23 protein-coding genes and 1 pseudogene are annotated in these 26,264 nt (G+C 30.9%); 21 read left to right on the forward strand and 3 right to left on the reverse strand.

Going from position 1 to position 26,264, the window contains the following annotated elements:
• The 15 genes and pseudogenes from trmFO to EI71_RS00415 all read left to right on the forward strand — a co-directional run bounded on the left by trmFO (position 1) and on the right by EI71_RS00415 (position 16,301).
• The gene (gene trmFO, locus EI71_RS00345; protein ID WP_162849619.1) at positions 1–1,299 is read left to right on the forward strand and encodes a methylenetetrahydrofolate--tRNA-(uracil(54)-C(5))-methyltransferase (FADH(2)-oxidizing) TrmFO; all 1,299 of its coding nucleotides are present in this window, start codon (positions 1–3) and stop codon (positions 1,297–1,299) included.
• The gene (xerA, locus tag EI71_RS00350) at positions 1,292–2,227 is read left to right on the forward strand and encodes a site-specific tyrosine recombinase/integron integrase (RefSeq protein WP_162849620.1); all 936 of its coding nucleotides are present in this window, start codon (positions 1,292–1,294) and stop codon (positions 2,225–2,227) included. Before trmFO ends, xerA begins: the two co-directional genes overlap by 8 nt.
• 79 nt (positions 2,228–2,306) lie before the next feature.
• The gene (locus EI71_RS00355; protein ID WP_119015256.1) at positions 2,307–3,284 is read left to right on the forward strand and encodes a hypothetical protein; all 978 of its coding nucleotides are present in this window, start codon (positions 2,307–2,309) and stop codon (positions 3,282–3,284) included.
• A 222-nt stretch (positions 3,285–3,506) separates the two neighbouring features.
• Positions 3,507–4,196 (forward strand): annotated as a pseudogene (rpsB, locus tag EI71_RS00360) (30S ribosomal protein S2); the annotation flags it as partial.
• Between the two features lie 231 nt (positions 4,197–4,427).
• Positions 4,428–5,336, forward strand: a complete 909-nt coding sequence (tsf, locus tag EI71_RS00365) for a translation elongation factor Ts (RefSeq protein WP_119015258.1) — start codon at positions 4,428–4,430, stop codon at positions 5,334–5,336.
• A 70-nt stretch (positions 5,337–5,406) separates the two neighbouring features.
• Complete coding sequence (pyrH, locus tag EI71_RS00370) at positions 5,407–6,117, forward strand: UMP kinase (RefSeq protein ID WP_119015259.1); 711 nt, start codon at positions 5,407–5,409, stop codon at positions 6,115–6,117.
• Positions 6,118–6,132: 15 nt separating this feature from the next.
• Entirely contained in the window at positions 6,133–6,687 is a 555-nt protein-coding gene (gene frr, locus EI71_RS00375; RefSeq protein ID WP_119015260.1) for a ribosome recycling factor, read from the forward strand.
• A gap of 151 nt (positions 6,688–6,838) precedes the next feature.
• Positions 6,839–7,876, forward strand: a complete 1,038-nt coding sequence (locus EI71_RS00380; RefSeq protein WP_119015261.1) for a phosphatidate cytidylyltransferase — start codon at positions 6,839–6,841, stop codon at positions 7,874–7,876.
• Between the two features lies 1 nt (position 7,877).
• A complete protein-coding gene (gene dxr / locus EI71_RS00385; RefSeq protein ID WP_119015262.1) occupies positions 7,878–9,020 on the forward strand; it encodes a 1-deoxy-D-xylulose-5-phosphate reductoisomerase in 1,143 nt (380 codons plus the stop codon).
• A 3-nt stretch (positions 9,021–9,023) separates the two neighbouring features.
• Positions 9,024–10,685 carry an RIP metalloprotease RseP gene (gene rseP, locus EI71_RS00390; protein WP_119015263.1) on the forward strand — a complete coding sequence of 554 codons (1,662 nt, stop codon included), beginning with the start codon at positions 9,024–9,026 and terminating at the stop codon, positions 10,683–10,685.
• A gap of 21 nt (positions 10,686–10,706) precedes the next feature.
• A complete protein-coding gene (rlmD, locus tag EI71_RS00395) occupies positions 10,707–12,134 on the forward strand; it encodes a 23S rRNA (uracil(1939)-C(5))-methyltransferase RlmD (RefSeq protein WP_119015264.1) in 1,428 nt (475 codons plus the stop codon).
• A gap of 231 nt (positions 12,135–12,365) precedes the next feature.
• Entirely contained in the window at positions 12,366–12,824 is a 459-nt protein-coding gene (locus EI71_RS00400) for a GNAT family N-acetyltransferase (protein ID WP_119015265.1), read from the forward strand.
• A gap of 450 nt (positions 12,825–13,274) precedes the next feature.
• Positions 13,275–14,582 (forward strand): ATP-binding protein, encoded by a 1,308-nt coding sequence (locus EI71_RS00405; RefSeq protein ID WP_119015266.1) that lies wholly within the window; start codon positions 13,275–13,277, stop codon positions 14,580–14,582.
• Between the two features lie 332 nt (positions 14,583–14,914).
• Positions 14,915–15,115, forward strand: a complete 201-nt coding sequence (locus EI71_RS10305; RefSeq protein ID WP_211320981.1) for a nucleoside/nucleotide kinase family protein — start codon at positions 14,915–14,917, stop codon at positions 15,113–15,115.
• 295 nt (positions 15,116–15,410) lie between these two features.
• Positions 15,411–16,301, forward strand: a complete 891-nt coding sequence (locus EI71_RS00415) for a Fic family protein (RefSeq protein ID WP_119015268.1) — start codon at positions 15,411–15,413, stop codon at positions 16,299–16,301.
• 299 nt (positions 16,302–16,600) lie between these two features.
• Here EI71_RS00415 and EI71_RS00420 read toward each other — a convergent pair whose 3' ends face one another.
• Complete coding sequence (locus EI71_RS00420; RefSeq protein ID WP_119015269.1) at positions 16,601–17,953, reverse strand: ISL3 family transposase; 1,353 nt, start codon at positions 17,951–17,953, stop codon at positions 16,601–16,603.
• A 350-nt stretch (positions 17,954–18,303) separates the two neighbouring features.
• On the opposite strand from EI71_RS00420, the gene EI71_RS00425 reads away from it, so the two are divergent.
• Positions 18,304–18,957 (forward strand): hypothetical protein, encoded by a 654-nt coding sequence (locus EI71_RS00425; protein ID WP_119015270.1) that lies wholly within the window; start codon positions 18,304–18,306, stop codon positions 18,955–18,957.
• A 135-nt stretch (positions 18,958–19,092) separates the two neighbouring features.
• Here EI71_RS00425 and EI71_RS00430 read toward each other — a convergent pair whose 3' ends face one another.
• Both EI71_RS00430 and EI71_RS00435 read right to left on the reverse strand, forming a co-directional pair.
• On the reverse strand, positions 19,093–19,497 hold the full coding sequence (locus EI71_RS00430) for a hypothetical protein (protein ID WP_119015271.1): 405 nt from the start codon (positions 19,495–19,497) through the stop codon (positions 19,093–19,095).
• A 2-nt stretch (positions 19,498–19,499) separates the two neighbouring features.
• Positions 19,500–20,921 (reverse strand): IS91 family transposase, encoded by a 1,422-nt coding sequence (locus EI71_RS00435; protein WP_211320982.1) that lies wholly within the window; start codon positions 20,919–20,921, stop codon positions 19,500–19,502.
• Positions 20,922–21,091: 170 nt separating this feature from the next.
• Between EI71_RS00435 and EI71_RS00440 the strand changes: the two genes are divergently transcribed.
• The 5 genes from EI71_RS00440 (at position 21,092) to EI71_RS00460 (ending at position 26,250) form a co-directional block, all read left to right on the forward strand.
• The gene (locus EI71_RS00440; protein ID WP_119015273.1) at positions 21,092–21,682 is read left to right on the forward strand and encodes a TetR/AcrR family transcriptional regulator; all 591 of its coding nucleotides are present in this window, start codon (positions 21,092–21,094) and stop codon (positions 21,680–21,682) included.
• Between the two features lie 9 nt (positions 21,683–21,691).
• Complete coding sequence (locus EI71_RS00445) at positions 21,692–23,437, forward strand: ABC transporter ATP-binding protein (RefSeq protein WP_119015274.1); 1,746 nt, start codon at positions 21,692–21,694, stop codon at positions 23,435–23,437.
• The gene (locus EI71_RS00450) at positions 23,430–25,160 is read left to right on the forward strand and encodes an ABC transporter ATP-binding protein (protein ID WP_119015275.1); all 1,731 of its coding nucleotides are present in this window, start codon (positions 23,430–23,432) and stop codon (positions 25,158–25,160) included. Before EI71_RS00445 ends, EI71_RS00450 begins: the two co-directional genes overlap by 8 nt.
• Positions 25,161–25,309: 149 nt before the next feature.
• Entirely contained in the window at positions 25,310–25,843 is a 534-nt protein-coding gene (locus EI71_RS00455; RefSeq protein WP_119015276.1) for a DUF3793 family protein, read from the forward strand.
• Between the two features lie 11 nt (positions 25,844–25,854).
• Positions 25,855–26,250, forward strand: coding sequence for a flavodoxin domain-containing protein (locus EI71_RS00460; protein WP_119015277.1), 396 nt, complete (start codon positions 25,855–25,857; stop codon positions 26,248–26,250).
• The last annotated feature ends 14 nt before the right edge of the window (positions 26,251–26,264 follow it).

Consider the following 26,264-nt stretch of genomic DNA (forward strand, 5'->3'; position numbering starts at 1 on the left):
ATGAATATTAATATTATTGGGGCAGGACTTGCTGGATGCGAGGCATGTTGGTATTTATCAAAAAAGGGATATGATATTACCTTATATGAAATGAGACCAGTGAAGATGACTCCTGCCCATAAAACAGAAAAATTTGCAGAGCTTGTATGTTCAAATTCCTTAAAAAGTGATTCTTTAGAGAATGCCTGTGGAATATTAAAAAAAGAAATGGAAATGCTAGATTCTATTATTATAAAAGCGGCTAGATTACATCCTGTAGATGCAGGTGGAGCTTTAGCTGTAGATAGAGAAGGCTATAGTGAATATGTTACTAATGTAATTAAATCATTACCAAATGTAAAAATAGTAACAGAAGAGGTAACTAAAATAGATACATCTATTCCTACAATTATCGCAACAGGTCCTTTAACAAGTGGTCCTTTATGTGATGAAATTAAAAGATTATTTGGCTTAGATGATTTTTATTTCTTTGATGCACAAGCACCAATTATTTATGCAGATTCCATAAATTATGAAAAAGCATATTTAAAAAGTAGATATGATAAGGGTGTTGCATCTTATTATAATTGTCCTATGACAAAAGAAGAATTTGATAAATTCTACGAAGCTTTAATTACCGCAGAATGTGTTGAAGAAAAGGATTATGAAATTAAAGTATTTGAAGGCTGTATGCCTGTTGAAATTATGGCAAAAAGAGGCCCTCAAACTTTAACTTTTGGTCCTATGAAGCCTGTGGGCTTAAGAACACCAGATGGAAAAACTCCATATGCAGTAGTTCAGCTAAGACAAGATGATGCAGCAAAGACTATGTATAATATTGTAGGATTCCAAACTCATTTAAAGTTTGGAGAACAAAAAAGAGTATTTCAAATGATTCCTGGTCTTGAGAATGCAAGATTTGCAAAATATGGAAGAATGCATAGAAATACTTATATCAATGCTCCAAAGATTTTAAATCCTACATTCCAAACAAAGAAATTCCCTAATCTATTCTTTGCAGGTCAGGTATCTGGAGTAGAAGGATATGTGGAATCTGCAGCTTCAGGTATTTATGCTGCAATTAATATGGATAGATATTTAAAGGGAAAAGAATTACATGTATTCCCTAAAACTACATCTATAGGTGCTTTATCCTTATATATATGTAACGCGAGCGAGGCTGACTTCCAGCCAATGAGCGCAAACTTTGGAATTATGGAGGATTTAAACTTCCCTCATAAAAAGAATGAAAGAAAAGCATTATATGGTAAAAGAGCTATAGAGGTAATGGAAAAGGAGATTTTGGAATTAAATGACTGATGAAGAGGCTATAACTGAATTTTTAAATTATATATCTAAAGTTAAGAGCTATAGCGATAATACTCTTGAGGGATACCAAACGGATATCCTTGAGTTTTTAAATTTTCTTCATTCCGAAAGAATGGCTCCATCCTTACTTAGAATAAGGGCATCTATACCTAGGAATTATGTATCCTATTTATCGAATCAAGGATTAAAGACTTCCACGATTCATAGAAAGCTATCTTCATTAAATAGTTTTTATAATTATTTTTATAAGCAAGAACAGATTAAAGAAAACTTCTTTAAGGGTGTTGAAGCGCCTAAAATGGAAAAAAGATTGCCTAAAATGATTACGGATGATGAAATCATTATGCTGTTTGAAGTTTGTGATATGGAAACTAAGCTAGGCTATAGAAATTATTGTATTTTAGGCTGTTTATATGGATGTGGACTAAGAGTTTCTGAATTATGTAATATGCAAATAAAGGACATTGATTATTCTGCTAGAACTATAAGAATAAGAGGTAAAGGCTCTAAGGATAGAGATGTTGTAATGTATGAAGGCTTAGATGAAGCCTTAAAGCATTATATTTCTACTTTTAGAGTAGAGCTATTATATAATTCAAAGGATTTAGAGAATAGATATGTATTTTTAAATAAAAATGGTACACAACTATCTCGTGTTGGAGTAAGAAAAATATTAGAAAAATTAGTTTCTGATGCAGGAGAGCATTTCCATATTTCTCCCCATATGCTAAGGCATTCCTTTGCAACTGCATTACTTAAAAATGGGGCAGACCTAAGAAGTGTTCAAGAACTTTTGGGGCATGAGTCCTTATCGACTACTGCAATTTATGCGCATGTGGATTATAAAACTATGCAAAAAGAGTATCAATTATCTCATCCAAGGGCAAAAAGAGTAGATGTTGAGGGAAAGAAAAACTGATATGTTGGTTTTTTCTTGTATTTCAACTTTATCTTTGATATAATGCTAATGTTCGAAAAAAAGAAAAGGAGCAATGATTATGAAGACAAAGTTCATCGCTATTGGTGTTATGGCATTTTCTATGCTAGGATTAGCTTCTTGCTTAAATCAGGGAACTAAGGCAGATTATTCCACAACACGCCAGGTTTCAAAATTTGATGATGATGTAAAAACTGCATTTAAGTTATTCTATGATTCAGATGAGACAAATGCAGAAAAATTAGATAAAGATTCTAAGAGTGGTTCATATTATGACTTGTATGCTGCAAAGGATGCAACAGCAAGCTTATTTAAGTATGAGTATGATTTAACATCATATTTCTCTACTGAAGATGGAGCACGCAATAAAAATATTACAGTAAATACTTTATCCTTTGCAATTCAAGGTCAAGAAGCATTATATGATGAGGAAAAATCAGCAATTTTAACACAAGCTTATGATACAGAAAAGGGTGTAGCTAAGAAGCTAACTGTTGATTTTACTGTAACAACATCTAAGGATTATTCTAGAACATTTGGCACTCAGGATGCATATAAAGCATTTGAAGCAAACGAAACTGTTTCTTTATCTATCGTTTATATGCCAGTATATGTTATTCATTATGTTTCTAACCAGCCGGTATTAAGAAATTATGTTTTCTTACCTATTTATTCTACATTTGTAACTGCATCTGGTAAGGAAGTAACTACAGATGGAGCTTTAGTAGATTCTAAGGTTTCTACAGTTGCTTCATTAGATTTAAAGGATTTCTTTGATGAATCCGGAAAGACTTTAAGAGCTGCAAAGCCTGAAGAGACTCCAGCTGAGCCAGAAAATCCAACAGAAGAAGGAAATACAAATAATGGCTTATCTGCAGGTGCAATTGTTGGTATTGTACTTGGCTCTGTATTTGGTGCATTAATCCTTATTTACTTTGTATTAGGATTTACTTTATATAGAAGCGGTAAGCTTAATAGTGGCTTCTTCAAGGCTATTTATAAGTGGATTAAGCGTCCAACTAGCGTAAAGAAAAAGTAATTTATATATAAATATATAAGAGGCATGTGTTTTAAAATTTGCACATGCCTTTTCTTTTTTTAATAAAAAGGTTGAAATTGTACTTTACTTATGTTAATATGTTAAAGGCACAAAAATACACATGTTCTATGAGAAGGCCATCGTGTGCATGTAAAACTGTTGGGGGCTTTCGTTGATTAGAGCAGAGGACAAAAACAAAAATAAAATGGAGGAATTAAAAAAATGTCTGAATCAGTAGTTTCAATGAAACAGTTATTAGAGTCTGGCGTACATTTCGGTCACGCTACTCGCCGTTGGAATCCAAAGATGAAGAAGTATATCTTCACTGCAAGAAATGGAATCTATATTATCGATTTGCAGAAGACTGCAGATCAAATTGAAAAGGCTTATGCCGCTTTATTAGAAATCGCTAAGAATGAAGGTAAGGTTTTATTCGTAGGTACTAAGAAGCAGGCTCAGGAAGCTGTTAAGGAAGAGTCCGCTAGATGCGGTATGTACTATGTAAACCAGAGATGGTTAGGTGGTACATTAACTAACTTCAAGACAATTAAGAAGAGAATTACAAAGCTAGAGAGCTTAACTAAGTTATTAGAGGATACTGAGGCTACAGCTAAGCTTCCTAAGAAGGAAGTAATTAAGCTTGTTGCTGAAAAGGATAAGTTAGAGAAGTTCTTAGGTGGAATTAAGGATATGAAGAAGCTTCCAGATGCTTTATTCATTGTTGACCCTCGCAAGGAGCACAATGCAATTTTAGAAGCTCGTAAGTTAAATATCCCTGTATTTGGTATCGTAGATACTAACTGCGATCCTGATGATGTTGATTATGTAATCCCAGCAAATGACGATGCTATCCGTGCTGTTAAGCTAGTTACATGGGTTATGGCTAATGCTGTAATCGAAGGTAATGGTGGTACAGTTGAGAAGTTCGATGACGCTGCAGAGGAAATCAACCAGGCAGAGGAAATTTCTAAGGAAGTAGCTCCAAAGGCTGAAAAGCCTGCAAAGGAAGCTAAGGCTCCTACAAAGAAGGCTGCTGCAAAGCGTCCAGCTGTTAAGAAGGCTGCAAAGAAGGAAGCTGCACCAGCTGAAGAAGCTAAGGCTGAATAATTTTAAATTAAAAATAAATTTACGGAGGATATTAGAATGGCAAATATTACTGCTGCTATGGTAAAGGATTTACGTGAGAAGACTGATGCAGGTATGATGGACTGCAAGAAGGCTTTAGTAGCTACAGATGGCGATTTCGAGAAGGCTGTTGTATGGCTACGTGAGAAGGGTCTTGCAAAGGCTGCTAAGAAGGCAGGCGTTGTTGCTGCAGAAGGTTTATGTAACTATGTAGTTTCTGGTAACAAGGTAGTTCTATTTGAGTTAAACTCTCAGACAGATTTCGTTGCTCAGAACGCTAAGTTTATTGCTTTATTAGATCAGGTTGGACAGATCATTGCATCTTCCAATGCTACAAATACTGAAGAGGCTTTAGCTATTGATGTTAATGGCAAGACTTTAGAGACAGTTATTATGGAAGCATCTGGTACAATCGGCGAAAAGATTTCTTTACGTCGTGTTCAGGTTTTAACTAAGACTGACGCTCAGGTATTTGGTGCTTATAAGCATATGGGTGGAAGAATTGTTACTGTTTCTGTATTAGCTGGTAATGATGAAGTAGTTGCTAAGGATGTAGCAATGCATGTTGCTGCACTTGCTCCTAAGTATGTATCTAAAGATGATATTCCTGCAGATGTTGTTGCTAAGGAGAAGGAAGTTATCTTAGCTGCTGCATTAAATGAGAATGCAGCTTCACCTAAACCAAAGCCAGAGAACATTATTGCTGAAAGAATCGTTCCAGGTCGTTTAGAAAAGAACTTAAAAGAAATCTGTTTATTATCACAGGCATTCGTTAAGAACCCTGACTTAACTGTTGAACAGTACGTTAAGGGCGCTAAGTCTGAAGTAGTAACATTCGTACGTCTAGAAGTAGGCGAAGGCATCGAAAAGGTTGAGACTGATTTCGCTGCTGAGGTTGCTGCACAGGCTGCTGCTGCTGCAAAGTAATAACGAAATTAAAGGGAGAACAATGTTTGGATTTGCTCTCCCTTTTTTTGAAAAATAGGAGGAAAGAGTTATGTATAAACGAATTTTATTAAAACTTTCAGGTGAGGCATTAAAGGGAGAAACTTCTTATGGAATTGATCCTAAAACTGTAAACGAAATTGCAGAGCAGATTAAAGATGCAAAGCAATTAGGCGTTGAAATCGGTATTGTCGTTGGTGGTGGTAATATCTGGAGAGGTAAGACTGCAGAGGGCTTAGGTATGGACCGTGCTCAGGCAGATTACATGGGTATGCTTGCAACAATCATGAATGGTTTAGCTGTTCAGGATGCGCTAGAGCAGCATGGAGTACCTACTAGAGTTATGACTGCAATTGACTGCGACAAGGTTGCTGAACCATATATCAGAAGACGTGCAATTCGTCATTTAGAAAAGGGTAGAGTTGTCATCTTCGTTGGTGGACTTGGATCCCCTTATTTTTCAACAGATACAGCATGTGTTTTACGTGCTACAGAAATTGAGGCTGAGGTTGTTTTGATGGCAAAGAATCACACAGAGGGTGTATATGATTCTGATCCTAGAAAAAATCCTGATGCTAAGTTATTTACTGAAATCACATTCTCTGAGATTTTAGAGAAGAACTTACAGGTTATGGATTCTACGGCTGCTTCCCTTTGTAAAGATAATAAGAAGCCATTAATTGTATTTAATATGAACAAGAGAGGTAACATTGTTAAAGCTGTTCAAGGCGATAAGATTGGTACCCTTGTAAAAGTAGAATAGAGGAGGAGAAACTTAATGGAAGAAGAATTAGAAATGACCCTTTTAGAGGGCGAAGAAAAAATGGATAAGGCAATCGCTGCATATGAGCGTGAGCTTTCCACTGTACGTACTGGTAGAGCTGCTCCAAGCCTATTAGATACTGTTTATTTTGAATATTATGGAGCAAAGACTCAAATTAAGAATGCTGCAACAATTACAGTACCAGAGTCTAATCAGCTTTTGATTAAGCCTTATGATAAGTCTAGTGTTAAAGATATTGAAAAAGCTATTTTAGCATCACCTTTAGGATTAACTCCACAAAGTGATGGAACTCAGATTCGTCTTATTTTACCTAAGATGACAGAAGAAAGAAGACGTGAATTAGTTAAGTATGTTTCTAAGCTAGAAGAAACTGCAAAGGTAGCTATTCGTAACGCTAGAAGAGATTTAAATGATGACATTAAGAAGCTTGGCTTACCTGAAGATACAGAGGCTAATGCTTTAGAGGATGCTCAGAAGCTTACAGATAAGAAAATCCAAGTAGTATCTGAAATGACAGAGCGTAAGAGCAAGGACTTAATGACTATTTAAGTAAAATATGATAAAAAATCCAGCTTATGGGAAATGATGGTGTTTCTCTTATATGCTGGATTTTTATTTTTTATAATGCTATAATACAATAGATTAAGTATTGTATATAACATATACAATAATAACCAAACCTATTTGTGAGGTGATTCTTATGAAAAAAAGAGTAATTACCGGTTTAATATTAGCCGTTATATTACTTCCTATTGTTTTAGTTCCTGCATGTCTACCAGTGCTTGAATTTGTTGTTGCACTGTTGATTATTATTGCAGAATTTGAACTATTAAATATGTATGATAAGGATAAAAAAATACCACTTTGGTTAAAAATAGTTACAGCTGGTTTAACACTTGGTCTATCCTTCTCTATTTTCTCATTTATGTCTATGCAAGAAATAACAACATTAGACGCAGCAGGAAATCAGATAAGAACCCATCTATTTGATCCGAATAGTTCTATTATTTTAAAGGGTTTAAGAAGATTACATTTTGATTTAATGTTTACACCTGTTACCGCACTTTTAATTTGCTTCTTAATTTTAATGTCTAGTATGATTTTTATTCATGATTTTGAAGTAAAGGATGCAGGTAGATTATTCTTGTCTATCATTTATGTAGGTGTATGTAGTGCTGCATTTATGACATTAAGATTCTTTGGCGTACGTTTTGTAATCTATTTATTAACTATAACTACAGCAACCGATATATTCGCATTAGTCTTTGGACTTGCGTTTGGTAGAAGTGGTAAGCATAAGCTTGCACCTAGAATTTCTCCAAAGAAATCCTGGGAAGGCGCAATTGGTGGTACCGCAGTTGCATTAGTATTAGGCTTCGCATTTAGTTATTTTTATGAACAAATGTCAAGCTTAATGGCAAGCTGGGGAACACCTAATGTTGAAAAAATGGAATTCTTTGCCGGAGTATTTAACTATAATACCTTCACTCCAGCAGGAAAGGTATTTGTTTGTTTAGTATTAACATTATTATTATCTATAACATCACAAATAGGCGATTTAGTTGCATCTAAGTTAAAAAGAGCATATGGAATTAAAGACTATTCTCAAGTGTTCCCAGGACATGGTGGAGTATTAGACCGCTTTGATTCTGTATTCTTTGCATCAGCATTATTCTTATTGTTTATTATATTCGAGATTAATTTCATCGACGTATTATTAGTAAGTGCAGGTATTTAATATGAGATGTTTATATTTAGCGGGTGCCTGCGGTTCTATTGGAACTCAGACTTTAGATATCGTTAGGGAAAATCCATCCGAATTCAAGGTTATAGGAATGAGTGTTGGCAGAAATAAGGAATTAGCCGTTAGATTAATAGAAGAATTTCACCCGGAAATCGTATGTTTCCGGGAGAATTATCTTTATGAATTATCTTACACTCCAAAAATCGTAGTAGGAGATGCAGGATTATTAGAGCTTGCTTCTTATTCAAAGTATGAGGATGAGGTATTTGTTAATGCATTAGTTGGAATGAGTGGACTTATGCCTACAATTTCTGCAATTAAAGCACATAAAACAATTGCTTTAGCAAATAAGGAAACCTTAGTTGCTGGAGGAGACATTGTAAAAGAATATGTAAAAAAATACAATGTAGCTTTAGTCCCAATTGATTCTGAGCATTCTGCAATTTTGCAGTGCCTACAGGGGGAAAGCCATAAAGAGATTAAAAGATTAATCATTACAGCATCTGGAGGCTCCTTTAGAAATAAAACAAGAGATGAGTTAAAAGGAGTAACAAAGGAAGCTGCGCTTAAGCATCCCAATTGGTCAATGGGTGCCAAGATTACTATTGATTCAGCAACTATGATGAATAAGGGCTTTGAGGTAATTGAAGCACATCATCTATTTGATGTACCATATGAACAAATTGATACAATCTTGCATCCACAATCTATTGTCCATTCGATGGTAGAATATAAAGATGGTACTATTAAGGCAGAGCTTGGTGTATCGGATATGCATACTCCAATATCTTATGCCTTAAGATATCCTCATCATAATGTGCAAGAATCTAAACAGCTAGATTTATTTGGTTTAAAATTAGATTTTATGGAATTATCTAAAGATAGATTCCCATGCCTAGGCTATGCATATTATGCAGCAAGTCGTGGTGGAATTTATCCAGCAGTATTAAATGCGGCAAATGAAGCTGCAGTAAAATTATTTTTGAATGATAAGATTGAATTCTTAGAAATAGAAAGAATTATTGAAAAAGAAATTAAGGATGATAAGTATATGGAAATTCCATATACATTAGAAAATGTTGTTTCTGTTAGTCTATCCTTAATGAAAGAAATCTTATCTCGATATGGAGTTGATTAGTATATGTTTTTAGAACTAACAGGATTCCCTCTTATAATTGTAGCTATTGTTGCCTTTATTATTATTTTAGGTGTAATAATATGCTTACATGAAGCAGGACATTTCTTTGTCGCAAAGAAATGTGGTGTATTATGCCATGATTTCTCTATAGGTATGGGTCCTGCAATATATAAGAAAAAGGGAAAAGAAACTTCATTCTCTGTTCGTGCCATCCCAATTGGTGGATTTGTTTCTATGGCAGGAGAAGAAGCTACCGATGAATTAACTAAAATAGGTTCAAAAATTGGTTTAAATTTAGTAGATGATATCGTAACTGAAATTATCCTAGATGATAAGGCCGATGCAATGGTTCGAGGAGAAATCAGTGATAAGGAATTAGAAGGTAAGGATGGTAAGGATTTATATATCACCTTAACAGATGATATGGGAGAGCCTCATTATTATCAGGTTTCTGAAACTGCAAAGTATGTTTTTGAAAAAAATGAGGTATTACAGCTTGCTCCATATCATAGAACGTTCGATTCTAAAAAGATTTGGCAAAGAATGCTAATTCTATTTGCTGGTCCATTTATGAATTTTGTATTAGCATTTTTCTTATATCTAATTATTGCCTTTGCAACTGGTGTTCCAAATTATGGTTCTAATAGAATTGGTTCTGTAAGTAGTGAATACCCTGCAGGAGCTTATTTAGTAAGTGGAGATACCATTACTGGAATTAATGGTGTAACTGTATCCTCATGGACTGAATTTGAAACTGAAATGGCTAAATTATATCAAGGCTATGGTACAACAGTAAATATTACATATATTCACGAAAACGAAACAAAGAATGCTACTATGGAAACATATAACTCTATTGTTTCTATTGGACTTACAAACTTTGGTGCAAAATCATTAGTATTATCAAAAATTCCAAGTACAGAAATAGATGGTCTAGAGGTTGGTAGAATATCTATTCGCTATAAGGGTGAAACAGGAACAATTGCTAAAGGTGATTATTTAACTAAGGTATCCATTGATGGCACAGTATATACTATTGAATCTTGGAGCCAATTAATTAAATTATTTAAAGAATTAAATGTTACAACTTCTGTAGATGTCAGATTCGAATATTACCATAAGGGTGAAAATGATACCTATACATTAGTTTCACTTGAGGAATGTAAATCTATTGAGCCATATACAGATGAATTATTAGAAAATCAAAGAATTGAAAAGATAGCACAATATATTGGTGTATCTCCAGAATATCATTTTTCTTTCTTTGAATGTATTGGTTCTGCAGCAAATAATTTCTGGAAGGATTTCACATTAATCTTTAGAACATTAGGTATATTAATTGCCCCATCTAGTGTAAGACAAGTAGGAGTATCGGATTTATCTAGTGTTGTTGGTATTTTTGATATGGTTAAGCAATATATTGGTGCAGGCTTCTTACCATTATTATCCTTAACTGCATTATTATCTGTAAATATTGGTGTAATGAACTTACTTCCAATACCAGCTTTAGATGGTGGAAGAATCGTATTCTTAATTATTGAAGCCATCACTGGTAAAAAGGTGCCTAAGAAGATTGAAAATATTATTAATCTTGTATTTATGGGCTTGTTGTTAATCTTATTCGTATTTATCACATATAATGATATTTTACGTTTAATTCATTAATTTGTAGGAGATGTATAATTTATGAGTAAACAAGAAAAAAACAAAAAAGACTTTGAAAAAAAGCCTTCTAATGGTTTTAAAAATATAAAAGAGAATGATCAGTTTATTCTTGATATAAAAAGAATGGGTATAAATGGCGAAGGAATTGGTTTTTATAATCGTCTAGCAATATTTGTAGATGGTGCAATTCCTGGCGAAGGACATAATATAGAAATAACTAAGCTAGAAGGTAAAATGGCTTATGGTAAATCTATAGAGTGTAAGCATGCATCTAATGCAAGAAAGATGCCAGAATGTCCATATTATGCAGAATGTGGTGGATGCTCTGTAATGCATATTGATTATCAAGAAATGCTAAAATATAAAAGAGAAATCGTCATTGAAGCATTATCTAGATATACTACGATTAATCCAAAAAGCTTTGAGATTAAGAATACTATTCCATCCGATTATACTTTAGGATATAGAAATAAATCTCAATTAAATGTCAAGAAAAATGATGGCAAGATGAGTGTTGCTATGATTAAAGCAAAATCAAATATTTTGGTTCCTGTAGATAAATGCTTAGTTCAAAAGGATTTAATTAATACATTAAACAAAAAGGTATTAAGTATATTAGAAGAAGCAAAGGTAGAACCATATATCCGTAAAACAAACACAGGATCTTTAAGATATCTAGTTATTAGAGCAACAAAAGAAAATAAGGCTTTAGTTTGTTTTGTTTGTCAACAAAAGGATGCAAAATTAAAAGAATTAGTAAACAAATTATTAGCTATTCCTGAAATAGTATCTGTTTATGAGAATATAAATAGTAATGATAAATCCTTAGAAATCTTTGGTAAAGAAACAAATCATTTAGGTGGAGAAGAATATGTTATTGAAACCTTAGGTAAGATTAAATATAAGATTTACCCTACAACATTCTTCCAGCTAAATTCATACCAAGCAGAAAAGATGTATGATGTAGTTCTTAAGCAAGCTAAGCTATCCTTTAAAGAAAGAGTATTAGATGCTTATTGTGGAGTAGGTACTATAGCCCTATATTTAGCACATAATTCTAAAGAGGTTATCGGTATTGAATACAATAAAGAATCTATTAAGGCTGCAGAAGAAAATGCTAAATTAAACAAAATTTCTAATGCTAAATTTTTACAAGGTGATGCATCTGAATTATTGCCTAAAATGTTAAGAGATGGCGAAGTCTTTGACGTATTAGTTGCTGACCCACCAAGAACTGGACTTGGTGAAAAGTTTATTTCAGCAATACTAGAAAGTAAGGTAAAAAAGTTTATATATGTATCCTGTAATCCAGCCACATTAGCTAAGGATTTAGAAAAATTAAAGGAATGCTATTCCATTAATTCTATTACTCCATTAGATATGTTCCCACAAACAGCACTAGTCGAAACAGTCGCACTTTTGACGTTAAATCCTTCAGTAAAAAAATAGCACTATTTTAATTGCTATACTATTACTTAGTAATAGTAAAGTGGTCAAATTAGTAACAAATCAAAATGTTATAAGTGAAAAATAACTCTAAGTTTAATGAAAACTTGGAGTTTTTTCAGAACTTGTATATAAGATTTTGACGAGCGTTTTCGTCAAGTGTGACGAATAAACATTGAATAAATTACTTGATAATGATTTAATTATTACAGATATTTAAAGAGGATTTTGTGTATGATAGAAATAAGAAAAGGTACATTAACAAATGGAAATACTGCTAAACAATTAATTGATTTATCTCAAGTATGGGTTGAAGAAAATTCAACATTTGGATTAATAAAGAATACTAGAGAAGATTTAAAAGAGCCACTATTCATTGCAGTAGATGGAGATAAAATAATCGGCTATACTTTTGGCCATTTTTATACAACTGAAAGAAAAACATCATATATTGGAATTGGAGTGAAATGCTTTGATATAGATGAGATATTTGTACTAGAGCAATATCGCAATCAAGGTATAGGAGAAAAACTATTTAGAGCGATTGAATCTTGCGTTAAAGATGAATGTGTTTATATTACATTAGCAACCGCAACAAAAGATTATGAAAAGATCTTAAGATTCTATACAAAAATGGTTGGAATGACATTCCACAACGCATTTTTAATTAAGAGTTGTAAAGACATAAAATAAGCCAATTATAATATGACAAGTACATCACATTTTGATGAAAAAAGTAGTTAGAAATTTGGCTAATATTTCTACTATAGAAAAACAAACCCTTTTACATATCTACAAATTTAATGCCACACACGGTGAAACAGTTTGCTGTCTTGCCAAAAAATAGAAAACAGATCTAAAATTATGATTGCTTAGTATCTAGGCAATCTTTTTTATTGACCGATAAATACGAGTTATCAAACAATAAAATCAAAAAATGAGTTTTTATGTTCCATAATTGACATTTATTTATCTTAATTCCTAAAAATACTAAAAATAGTAGAATTAGGAATTACTTTTATATTGAAATTGATAAAAACGTAGAATTCTACTTTTTTTTATATTTTAACGTTTGCTTATTTAGTTGTTTTATGATAAAATAAAATTGACAAAAGTGTAGAATTCTACAGAAAAGGTGATTATATGATTGAGCGAAGTGTATACCTTAATAAATTAATCAAGTCTAAAGAAAATGGATTTCCAAAAGTTATAACAGGAATAAGAAGATGTGGAAAATCTTATCTATTAAAGGAAATATATAAAAAATACTTAATTGAAACTGGAGTTAAAGAATCTAATATTCTTGTTTTAGAATTAGATGAAGAAGAAAATAGCAAATACAGAGATCCAATATACTTAGGAGATTTTGTTAGAAACTTTTGTAATAATAAAAGCATGTGCTATGTTTTTTTGGATGAGATACAAAAAGTAATTCCAATAGTGAATCCTGTTTTAACAAATGGCGAACATATAAAAGCTAAAGACACTGATGAAGATGTCATTTCTTTTGTTGATGTTGTTTTAGGGTTATCTCACAAACCTAATATTGACTTATATGTTACAGGTTCAAATTCTAAAATGTTGTCTACAAATATAATAACTGAGTTTAGGGATAAAGCCACAAATATTAGTATATATCCTCTTTCATTTGAAGAATATTATAATTATGTTGGTGGTTCTACTACTGATGCAATGTTTGAATATATGCAACATGGTGGAATGCCTTTAGCAGTATTAAAGGACGAAGATGATAAAGAAGAATACCTTAAAGGGCTATTTGAAACAACCTATTTTAAAGATATTTTAGAACATAATAAACTATATAAAAGTGAATCACTTGATGAATTGTGTAATATAATTAGTGAACTAACAGGTTCTCTTTTGAATTCAAAAAAAATATCTGATACGTTTAAAAGCGTAAAGCATGAAGATATTGATAAACAGACAATTGATAAATATATTGAATATTTTAAAGATGCATTTATATTAAGAGAAGCTAGACGTTATGATTTAAAAGGAAGAGAGGAAATAGGCGCTCTTCAAAAATATTATTTTACTGATACTGGTTTAAGAAATGCTAGACTGAATTTTGCATTCCCTGATGAAGGGCAAATGCTTGAAAATGTGGTGTATAATGAACTTATTTATAATGGATATACAGTAAATGTTGGAACATTTGAAACCATTGAAAAAAATAAAGATGGTAAGTCTGTAAGAAAGACAAATGAAGTGGATTTTTACGCTACCAAAAATAAAAAAAGATTGTACATTCAAGTTTCAAAAGATATTTCAAATGAAAAAACTATGAATAGAGAACTTAGCCCTTTTCATAGGTTAAACGATCAAATTCAAAAAGTTGTTGTGATTAATAAACCAATTAAAGAGACATTTGATAAAGATGGATATACTATTATTGGTGTGGCAGATTTCTTGCTAAGATATATAAAATAAGGAGTACGAATGATTATTGGATTAATGGAAGCTATGGTGTTGGTAAAACAACCATAGCTGAATACTTAATTAAAGAATTAAAGAAAGCATATATATTTGATCCTGAAGCAGTAGGTAATGCTGTAAGGGATAATCATCCAGAGGAATTAATCTATAGTTACATATTTGAAGACTATGAATTATGGAGAAAATTTAATTATGAATTGTTAAAAGATATTTCTAACAAATATGATGGAGATATAGTTGTGCCAATGACATTAGTTAGAAAAGAATCTTATGATGATATCATAAAATGATTAAAGGATAATAATGTTGAGATTCTATATTTCTTTTTGGATGGAGATTATAAAACTATTCATGATAGAATCCTGAAAAGAGGAGAAGGTGAAGATTCTTGGTGCATGCAAAATGTTAAAATGTGTCTTGATGCTCAAAACAATGATTCAAATGCAACACATATTGATACTGTAAATAAATCACCAGAAGTAATAGTTAAAGAAATAATTGCAAAAAGGTGCAATTTATGTGCTTGAAAACCGTGCAAAAAGGTGCAGTTTATGGAAAAATGATGTGGATCATTTCCCAAAATAGCCCATCTATGAGTACATCGTCGAGACGGTTTGTTACCTTGTCAAACGTTAGTGCATTGCTTGGAAAGAAATAATCGAAATATAACAAAACATCGGTATGTCTTTTATCTTTAAAAGATATCCACTAGCATAATCGGCAATCAAACGATTAAACGGCAAAATATATGCCGTTTTTTCTTTTGAGCTTTCTGTTTATATTTTGCCGATAATATTGTATAATAATATCGGTGGTGAAGATATGAACTATAAGACAGTTAAAGAATTATCTTTAGAATGGAATATTTCAGAAAGAAGTATTAGAGATTATTGTAATAAAGGAAGAATACCTGGCGCAGTATTGAACGGGAAGACATGGTTGATTCCAGAAGATGCAGTAAAACCAAATAGACAAATTAGACATACTAACACAAAAAAGAAATTATTAGATATTTTAAAATTGGAAAAAGATACTAAAAGATCTGGTGGGATATATCATGAGCTTCAAATTGAAATGACATATAATTCTAATCATATTGAAGGATCACAGCTTACCTATGATGAAACTAGGTATATTTTTGAAACTAAAACTATTAATTCTAATAATACTATAAAAGTTAATGATATTATTGAAACAATTAATCATTTTAGATGTATTGATTTAGTAATTGATATGGCTAATTATAAACTAACTGAATCAATGATTAAACAGTTTCATTTTGTTTTAAAAAACAACTCTATCGACTCTTTAGATCCAACATTCATGGTTGGAAATTATAAATTAAAAGAAAATGTTGTAGGGGGTATTGATACAACATCACCTGATAAGGTATCTATGGAGATGAAGAGATTATTAGATAATTATAATTCTAAAAAAGAAGTAACAATAGAAGATATAATTGAATTTCATCATGATTTTGAAACAATTCATCCATTTCAAGATGGTAATGGAAGAGTAGGAAGATTGATAATGCTCAAAGAATGTTTAAAATATAATTATGTTCCTATTATCATAACTGATGATATAAAAATGTTCTATTATAGAGGGTTAAAGAACTGGAATGAAGAACGAGGATGGTTAATTGACACTTGCCTTTCGGGTCAAGATAGAGTAAAGGAATTATTATCTTTGTTTAAAATAGATTTTGAATAAAGTGGAGCACTTCTAAAAATCTTGAAGCATATGACGAGCCAATCACACTACTAGTTCGCAAGAATACTAAATAAAATGTTAAAAAAGTGGCTTAAATACTGAACTTTTTGGGTGCTCTAAATTTGGAGTAGTACTTTAAAATTAGGGCTATCAATTTCGAGTAGTACTACCTTTCAATAAAGCGTAGTAATCGCTATAAACGAATTGTAGTACCTACCTATAAACAGAGTAGTAAAACGACGAAAAGGCATGTTTGATTACATGCCTTTTTTGTCGTCTAGCCATAGTATTTTTATTAATTATTTTTCTTTTTTATAAGGCTTTCTTTTCTTACCAATAGCCTTATTAGTTGTTGGTTTTCTATCAGCTTGAATAGGTTCTGTTTTATTAATGGAAAACATAATCCTGTTTCTTAATCTTTGAAAGTTTGTATATCCATTTGATACTTTAATTATTGTTTTAATGTCACTATTTTTACGTTCTAAATTCCCATTGGATATTCTATACCCATTGAGCCTAAAAAATGAATTAATTATTTCAACTTTCCATTCGTTTAATAGGTATCTAAATTTGTTATATTCTTTTATGCCACAAGTTCTAAATGCTTCATATATTTCATCGAATCTTTCCGCGGCATTTTCGTATGAAGCTGTTAAATTAAATTCTCTATAAGCTTCTTTTAAGTAATACGCCACTTTTAATTCGTCGCTGACTTTTAACATAGTTTCAATCAGTAGTGCAATAGTCATGGTTTGGTGAGTTTTTCTTATTTCTATTGTGACACTTGGATCTTTGATATTCTTTAATAAAAGCTTCCAAAATTTTTTAAAGTACCAATAGTAATAAGAATTCTCCTTTTTCAAATTCTCAAAACTTTTCATAATTCGAATCCTTACTTTATTAAAGGCTTCATTTAGGTTTTTAATTACATGAAAAGAATCAGCACAAACAGCAGAATAAGGTAGACATAGCCTAGAAATATCGCGATAATTCCTATATAAATCCATAGATACAGCAAATACCTTTTCTTTTTCTTCTATAGGTATTTTAGCAAAATAATCAATTAAGTAATTCTTATGTCTACAATCAAGAACATCAATTATCTTATGATTAATAGGATCATATAATACGCAGCAATAATTATATTTTGATACCTTCTTGATATATACCTCATCAATAGCCAAGACTTCTGGTAGATGTCCTCTTTTTATATCCACTTTCTTGTCAAAAAGATTTTGAACATAAGTAGTAGATACACCATATCTTTTCGCAACAGAAGTAAATGTAGCATTAATATCTTTTAATTCTTCTAAAATCAATACATCGTTAATATGTGTACTCTTTCTCCCTTGTAAAATAAATGGATTATCTTGTTGAAAATAAGAGAGACAATCATCACATTTATAAACATGATAATATAGTTTAATTCTGATGTCTTGTTCATTCTTATTCGCATGAATAAATTCTCTAGATTTAGTACCTCTAGAAATAGTATTTTTAGAATCACAGTAAGGGCATTTAACATTAGTTTCTTTCTTTAAATGTAAAACTATGATATGATTGAAATTACCTTGATCATAATCCTCTGAACATTTATCTAAATCAAATAAATCAGGATTAACTCCAAGGTGTTTAATGGAATCAAATTCCATAAAAAATATCCTCCTCTTAAATTAATGACTAGACATCAATATTATAAGGGGAGGATTCTTTTTATATATTAATATTTTTACTACAAATTGTTTATAGGTATGTACTACTTGAAATTTAGAATTAATTTTACTACTTTCGTTTATAGGTAGTATAGCTACTATTCGAAATTTAGATTATCGATAAAGACAAGGTTGTAATAGCCTTGTTTTTTTATATATACTTTCACTTTATAGCATAACAAGTGTAAAACTCAGGATATATTCATTCTAAATAACTCTCTAGAAGCAAGGATATATGGTTTTGCTTCTTTTAATATGTGCTATAATAATGTAAAGACTAGGGTGATACAATGAAGAAAAAGGTGTATGGTTCATTATTATTAAATCTATTTACAACGATATCCGTTATTGTTTGTGCAATTATTTTATCTATAAGAGGGCCAAAAACATTTAGAATGTTTACAACACAATCTAATATTGTTAGTGGTATAGTTGCTGCAATAATAGTAGTATTTGATATTTTAATATTGTTAAAAAAATACAATGAAATACCAAACTGGTTAAAGATTGTTAAAATGATTGCTACTACAGGAGTAACATTAACATTCTTTGTTGTAGTGTTTTATTTAGGCTTTGTTGCTGTAGCTGAAGGATATAGCTATTTCATTTTATTTAGAAGTACAAATATATGTTTTCATTTATTAACGCCTATATCAGCAATCTTATCATTTATATTATTTGAAGGAAGAAGTAATATAAAATTTAAATATACATTCTTTAATATGGTACACATGATTTGTTATGCTATTTTCTATACTATTAATGTATTTACACATTTAAATAGTGATGGGAGTGTGAATAAAGATTATGATTGGTATTATTTTGTATTAGGTGAGAATTGGACATATATATTTGCTGTTTTGGGAATACTTATAGTAACCTATGGTATTGGATTAGTATTATGGTTTACAAATAAGAAATTAGAATTATTTAAAGAACAATAGGTATTTTATTAGCATAGGTTATTTATTAGCCTATGCTTTTTTTGTTTATTAGGAAATTGTATATTAAGCTTAATTTTATATTTATAACGACAAAGAGCCTAGGGTTACCTAGGCTTTAAAACAAATTAATTCGATTTAGTATTTCTTATATTTGTTTTTCTTTTTCCAAATATCTAAAGGTACATAATGTGGTTTACCACATTTTGGGCAGTATAGAATTGGGTATTTGTTTCCATCCCAAATTTCTTCAATCATTTCCCAGTCAACATCTTGTTCCTCATAATCACATTTTAAGCATTTTAAATCAATGGTTTCATCATATATTTCTCTTTCAGCAAATTCATAAACTAGAGCCTTTGTCTTATCATCTAGTTTATTTATGTTTTCCTCAATTTTGACTAAAGGTTGACCATGGTCATCAAAGCCTTTGCCTTCCTCATACTCTAAGTCAAAATCTAAATCTTCATATGTATAGAAGAAGATGGCTCTTCTTAGTTTTTCTTCTTTAGTTAATAATCTTTTCTTTGTTTCAAATTCCATATTTATCCATCCTCCTTAGAATAGCCTACGAAGTAACAAAGGTCAGGAACAATTTCCAGTGTAGCTCCGCAGTGACAAAGTAGTGGGTCATATTTATATGATGAAATGAGTCTTACTCTCCAATTTAGATTAGACTTCATTTTGGCAATTTCTTTCCATTTGAAAAGTTTTGGTTGGTGCATTATGTCAAGGGAAGAATGATTAGCATAGAAGCCGTAATATCTAGTTGTATGAACGGCTTTGTTAGGTATATGAACAATTAATTTAGCTATAAAATCAAAAACAGACTCAGTAACATATTGTCTACCAATTTTATCATTTTCATTGATAATGGCATCATCTTCATGTGGGTCGTAATAATAGTATATCATTTTTGTATCTTTATTGTAGGAGATAATTCTTGATTCACTCATCGCAGGATGTCCTGCATATCTACAAACATAGTTTACAATCTTCTTGATTTGATTAGGATTTTTACATTCTTTTTGAGGAGCGTGAACATAGAAGCCTGATTCATTTTTCTTATATAATTCTTTCTTAATTTTGAAAAACTCATCTATATCATTTTTGTCATTTATCCCTTTAAGAAATTTATACATTCTTTTTAATAACTGGTTCATAAAAGATTTTCTTAAAGAATCATAATTGAAATAAGAATATGGTTTTCTCTTTCCGTTTTTGTCGATAGTACATTCAGCAATCAAAGTATGGATATGAGGGTTAAATTTTAAATCTCTACCAAAAGTATGAAGAGTAGAGATAAAGCCTAAACGTTCGTTTCTTTTTCTGGCGGCTTTAGATTTACCTTGAATGAGATGAGTTAATACATCATTAACAGCTCCAAACAATTCATCGAATAGGTCCCTATATTTTTGAAAGAACCATCTAAGTTCTTCAGCAATAGTCCAAGTGATATGTCTATGAGGGGCATAGATACAAGTCTTAGATATTTCATTCGCTCTAGCATCTCTATATTTTTTGCCACAAGATACACAAAATCTAGAATGACAAGATAATCCTCTAACATAAATGTCGTGACAATTAGGGCATTCATAGAACAAGTAGCCACTATTGAAGTTTCTACAATTAATCATACTATCAACATTACTTAAAATAGCATCTCTTAGGGGAATACTCTTCCTATTACAGTATTCGACAAAGTAACCCCAGTTATCTTTGAAAACTTCCTGAATGGTAATATGATTATTTTCTTTTCTAGCGTAAGCAAGATTATTAAGTTTATTATATTCATTTTCATAAACATCCTGTCCAGCTTTAGCAGCATCTAAAAGAAGATGAGAAAGGTATCCTCTTTTAGCGTGAACATAATAAGGGTTAGATTTAATTTCTAAAGGTAAATAATCAGTTACGATAGAAGCCATAAAATCACCACTATCTATAATACAGGAAAAAAGCCAAAACAAAAAGAGGGCAACGCCCTCTTAGAAGAATGGCAGAAAGATTTCTAATCTTTTGACATTCTATTTTTTATTAACAAAAGAAGAATAAATTCACTTTTTATTTTGGTTTATTGACATAAATAAATAGTTAGTCTATACTAACTTCGTTAACAACGTTAACAAAGGAGTTAAAAATGGATACGAAAAATTTGATTATAAAGGTGTCAAAAGAAGAATTCATTTTAAAGGGTTTTAATGATGCATCTCTTAGAGTGATTGCTTCTAAGTGTCATATTAGTGCTACAGCTATATATAGACATTTTAAAAATAAAGAGGAGATATTTGATGCAGTTATAAAACCATTTATTGATTACTTTAGGGAAATGACAAATTATATTGAAGAAACAGATACTGAGTTTTTAAAAAATGATCAGGTTTCTGAGATGTGGAATTTTGAACATGATGGTGGTTTTCAATATAAGCTTTTATTTGGTGAATATATGGATTTAGTTAAATTAATAGTTAAAGAAAGAAAATCCTGGTTAAAGGATTTTATAGTGAATTATGAATTTAATGCAACCATAAAATATATTCAAAAAATGAAATTAGAAGGATATAAACCAAATGATTTTAGCTTTGTTTCCTTTAAAGTATTATTAGATTCATATTTAGAAGCGTATCTTAATTTATTAAATCTAAAGTTAAAGAGTGAGGAGTTGTTAGAGGTTTGCAAGGAAATAAATGATTTTTATACAGTAGGCTTTAGGCATTTGTTAGGTTTTTAGGAGGGTAAAATGAAAAGAAGAGGCTTATTTTCAATCATATTTGATTATGCTGGTGCAAAGAAAAAGTATTATGTATTTAGTATTATTACTTCATTAATATCTGTTACAGCAGGAATATCACCATTTTATTTTATAGCTAGCATAATTAATAAATTAATCGAAGGAAGAAATGAATTTAGTGCATATTCCTTAGATAGTATTTTACTTTTAGTATTGTTCTTTTTAAAAGGAGCATTCCATATTGTATCTACATCCTTATCCCATATTGCTGCATATCAAACAATTAAGGGCGTAAGAAAAAGAGCAATTGATTCACTTGCTTTAGCATCACTAGGTGATGTTAAAAGCCATAATTCAGGCTCATTAAAGAATACACTATGTGAAAGAATTGATTCTACTGAAGTAGCACTTGCACATATCATTCCTGAATTTACAGGTAATATTATTGGATTTTTAGGGACATTTATATATTTAATGATTATAAGTTGGCAAATGGGATTAATTGCATTAATTCCATTTACTATAGGTATGGTTTCCTATTTGACTATGTCTATAGGTTATGAAAAATACTGGAATAATTGTATTAATAAAACAAAGGTATTAAATGATACCGCAGTGGAATATATTAATGGAATTGAAGTAATTAAGGCTTTTGGTAAAAGTGAATCGTCCTATAAGAAATTTAAAAAAGCTGCCAAGGAAGGTGCAGATTGCTTTGTGGAGTGGCAAAGAAAATGCAATATTGCATTTAGTATTGCGATGACTGTAGCTCCATATACACTTTTAGCTGTTTTACCTTTAGGTGGTATTTTATATTATCATGGAATGATTACTCTAGAGGTATTTGTCATTTCTATACTTATGTCTGTTGGACTTATTTCACCACTTATTAATTCTATGGGCCATGTAGATGATTTACATAAGGCAAAAACAATTTTTTCTGAGATTGATGAAATAGTATCTATGGATCATCTAAATAGACCAAGTGTATCTAAAAATACACCTAAGGATTCTAGTATATCTTTAAAGGGTGTAAGCTTTGGATATGAAGATAAAGAAGTATTACATAATATTAATTTAGATATAAAAGCAAATTCACAAATTGCTTTAGTTGGACCATCTGGTGCTGGTAAATCTACTATTGCAAAATTAATTGCATCTTTATGGGATCCTAATAAAGGAGATATTTATATTGGTGGAGTTAATATAAAGGATTTAACATTAGAAGACTATAATAAAATGGTTTCTTATGTTTCCCAAAATAATTACTTATTTAATGTATCTATTTTAGAAAACATTAAAATGGGTAATTTAAATGCAACGGATGAGGATGTAATAGCTGTATGTAAAAAATGTGGAATTCATGATTTTATTATGAATTTAGAAAATGGCTATAATACCATTGTTGGTGATAGTGGCTCTCACCTATCTGGTGGAGAGCGTCAAAGAATATCTATCGCAAGAGCGATGATGAAGGATTCTAAAATTGTTATTTTAGATGAGGCAACAGCCTATACAGATCCAGAAAACGAGGCAATTATTCAAAAATCATTATCTGCCTTAGCAGAAGATAAAACAGTAATTGTTATAGCTCATAGATTATCTACAATCATTCATAGCGATGACATCATTTTAGTAAATGATGGAATTATTGAAGCTCATGGTAAGCATGAGGAATTACTTGAAAAATCAGAATTATATAAGAATATGTGGTTAAGCCATATTGCAGGAAAGGATAGTGATTTAAATGCTTAAAATGTTAAAGGTTTTCTTTGATTTTTGTCCTTCAAAAAGAAAGAAGCAATTCTATTTAGCAATTGTATTAACTGTTTTAATGGGTATCTGTGAAGCAGCAAAATTACCTGCAATTTGGTATTTGTTTAAAAATGTATTTGAGGGTACATTTGATTTATATACTGTATTATTTGCATTTTTAATTATGCTAGTACCTGCAGTTATTTCTATTGGATTAAAATATGCATCCTCCATGCTACAAGTAGATGGTGGATATTCTACTGCAGCAGAAAAGAGAATTGAAATTGCAGAGCATTTAAGATATGTTCCAATGGGATATTTTAATAATAATTCCTTAGCTTATATTACCTCTGTAACAACAAATACTATGGAGCAGCTATCGGATATCGCAACAAGAGTAGTTATGCTTGTTACTACAGGTTTAATTAATACATTAATTGTTGTTGCATCTCTTTTCTTCTTTGATTATAGAATAGGACTTGTTGCTTTAGCTGGTGTTATAGTTTATTTATTATTTAATGAATGGATTAAATATTTAGGAAAGAAATTTGCACCAGACAAGGAAAAGGCTGATGTTGCGATTATAGGTGCAACCCTAGATTATGTTTTAGGTATTTCTGAAATTAAATCTTATAATTTATATGGTAAATATTCAAAAAGATTTAATGAAGCAAATGAGAGGGGAACAAAGCTTTATCAAACTGTTGAATTAAAGATGATTCCTGTACAAACTATTCAAACATATATAACAAGATTAATTGGTGTTTGTATGACAGCTGTTGCAATTTTATTATTCATTAATGGATATAATGATTTAGCAACAACAATGACGATTATTATCGCAAGCTTCATTATTTATTCAAGCTTAGATGCAATGGGAACATTTAGTGCATTATCTAAAATAATTGAACGCTGTGTAGAAAAGGGTAATGAAATATTATCTATTGAAACAATGAATATTAAGGGTGAGGATTATAAAACAAAATCTTCGGATATTGAATTTAAGAATGTTTCATTCTCTTATGATAAAAAGAGTATTATTAATAATTTATCATTAAAAATTAAAGAAAATACTAAGGTAGCCTTTGTAGGACCATCTGGTTCTGGTAAAACAACTATTTGTCATTTAATGGCAAGATTTTGGGATGTTAATGAAGGAGAAGTATTGTTAGATAATAAGAATGTAAAGGATTATAATATAGATTCATTAATGGAAAATTTCACATTCGTATTCCAAAATGTATATTTATTTAATGATACAATTATTAATAATTTAAGAATTGCAAAAGAGGCTGCAACAGAAGAAGAGATTAATAATGCTTTAAAGCTTGCTTGCTGTGATTTCGTTAATGATTTACCTGAAGGAATTAATACTGTAATTGGTGAGGGTGGTCAAACCCTATCTGGTGGAGAGCTTCAAAGATTATCCATTGCAAGGGCAATCCTAAAGGATTCTAAGATTGTAATATTAGATGAGGCTACTGCCAATGTAGACCCAGAAAATGAAGAAAAGCTAATGAAGGCAATTGATTCTTTAACAAAGAATAAAACAGTCATTATGATTGCTCATAGATTAAAAACAGTAAAAAACTGTGATAACATATTTGTTATTGATGAAGGTAATATTGTTGAATCTGGTAAGCATGAGGATCTATTAAAGAATGATGGTATTTATAAGAGATTCATTTTAGATAGAAAAGAAGCAGTAGGCTGGAAATTATAAAAGAGCAGTAAAAGACCAAAATGATTTGGTCTTTTTGCTTTTTGAAAGTGTTTTTATAATGAATTAATTTAAATTAGTTAGTTGACACTAACTTTCAATAATGATAATATATAGTAAGGTTAGTTATAACTAACCAAAGGAGGCTTATCATGAGTACCTTATTACAGAAAATACTTGCAATACATTCTTCACCAGCTATATGTGGTATTAAGGCTTCAAACCTAATCAATTTAAAGATTACGGATGAGCTATATGAAGAAATAGAAGAGCTTAATAAGAAGTATCCTAACCTTTGTTTTTATGTTCTTAAAAACGATGGTAAAAATGCACTAATCCTTGTTTATAGAAAAAAAGTATTAGAAAGATATTTATTTAAAGAGGAAAATAGAGCCTTTTTAAATAGCATTGGATATGAAACAGAAAGTGTAGAATTAATGCTTCTATCCTTAAGAGAAAGAATGGAAGAGGATTCCTTCCCACATGAAATCGGAGTATTTTTAGGGTATGATTTATCCGATATTAAATCATTTATAGAGGGAAAAGAATGCTTATATGTAGGATATTGGAAGGTATATTCTAATGTAGAAGAAAAGATGGAAATCTTTGATAAATATACTAGATGCAAGAATGCTGTAATGAGAATGATTGATAAAGGCTATCCTATTGAAAATTATATGAGATAAAGGAGAATTATATGAAAAAAATTATTGTTTATTGGACAGGCACAGGAAACACAGAGGAGATTGCAAATAAAATTGCAGGCGATTTAGGATGCGATGCATTTAAGGTGAATGAGGTAACTGTAGATGCAACACTAGAAAATGATTTAATCATTTTAGGTTGCCCTGCAATGGGAGCTGAAGTATTAGAGGAAGAAGAATTCCAACCATTCTATGATGAGCTAAAGGCTAAAATTGGTAATCAAAAGGTTGCCTTATTTGGTTCGTATGGCTGGGGTGATGGTGAATGGATGAGAAACTGGGAGGCTGAAGTTGGAACTAACCTAGTAACTAAGGGCTTAATTGTAAATGGTGGAGCATCAGAAATTGATGATCTAGCTTATGGTGAGTTTATTAGCGCATTAAAGTAGTAATAAATAAAGGG

The sequence above is a fragment of the Anaeroplasma bactoclasticum genome (assembly GCF_003550015.1).
GTDB classification, from domain to species: domain Bacteria; phylum Bacillota_I; class Bacilli_A; order Acholeplasmatales; family Anaeroplasmataceae; genus Anaeroplasma; species Anaeroplasma bactoclasticum.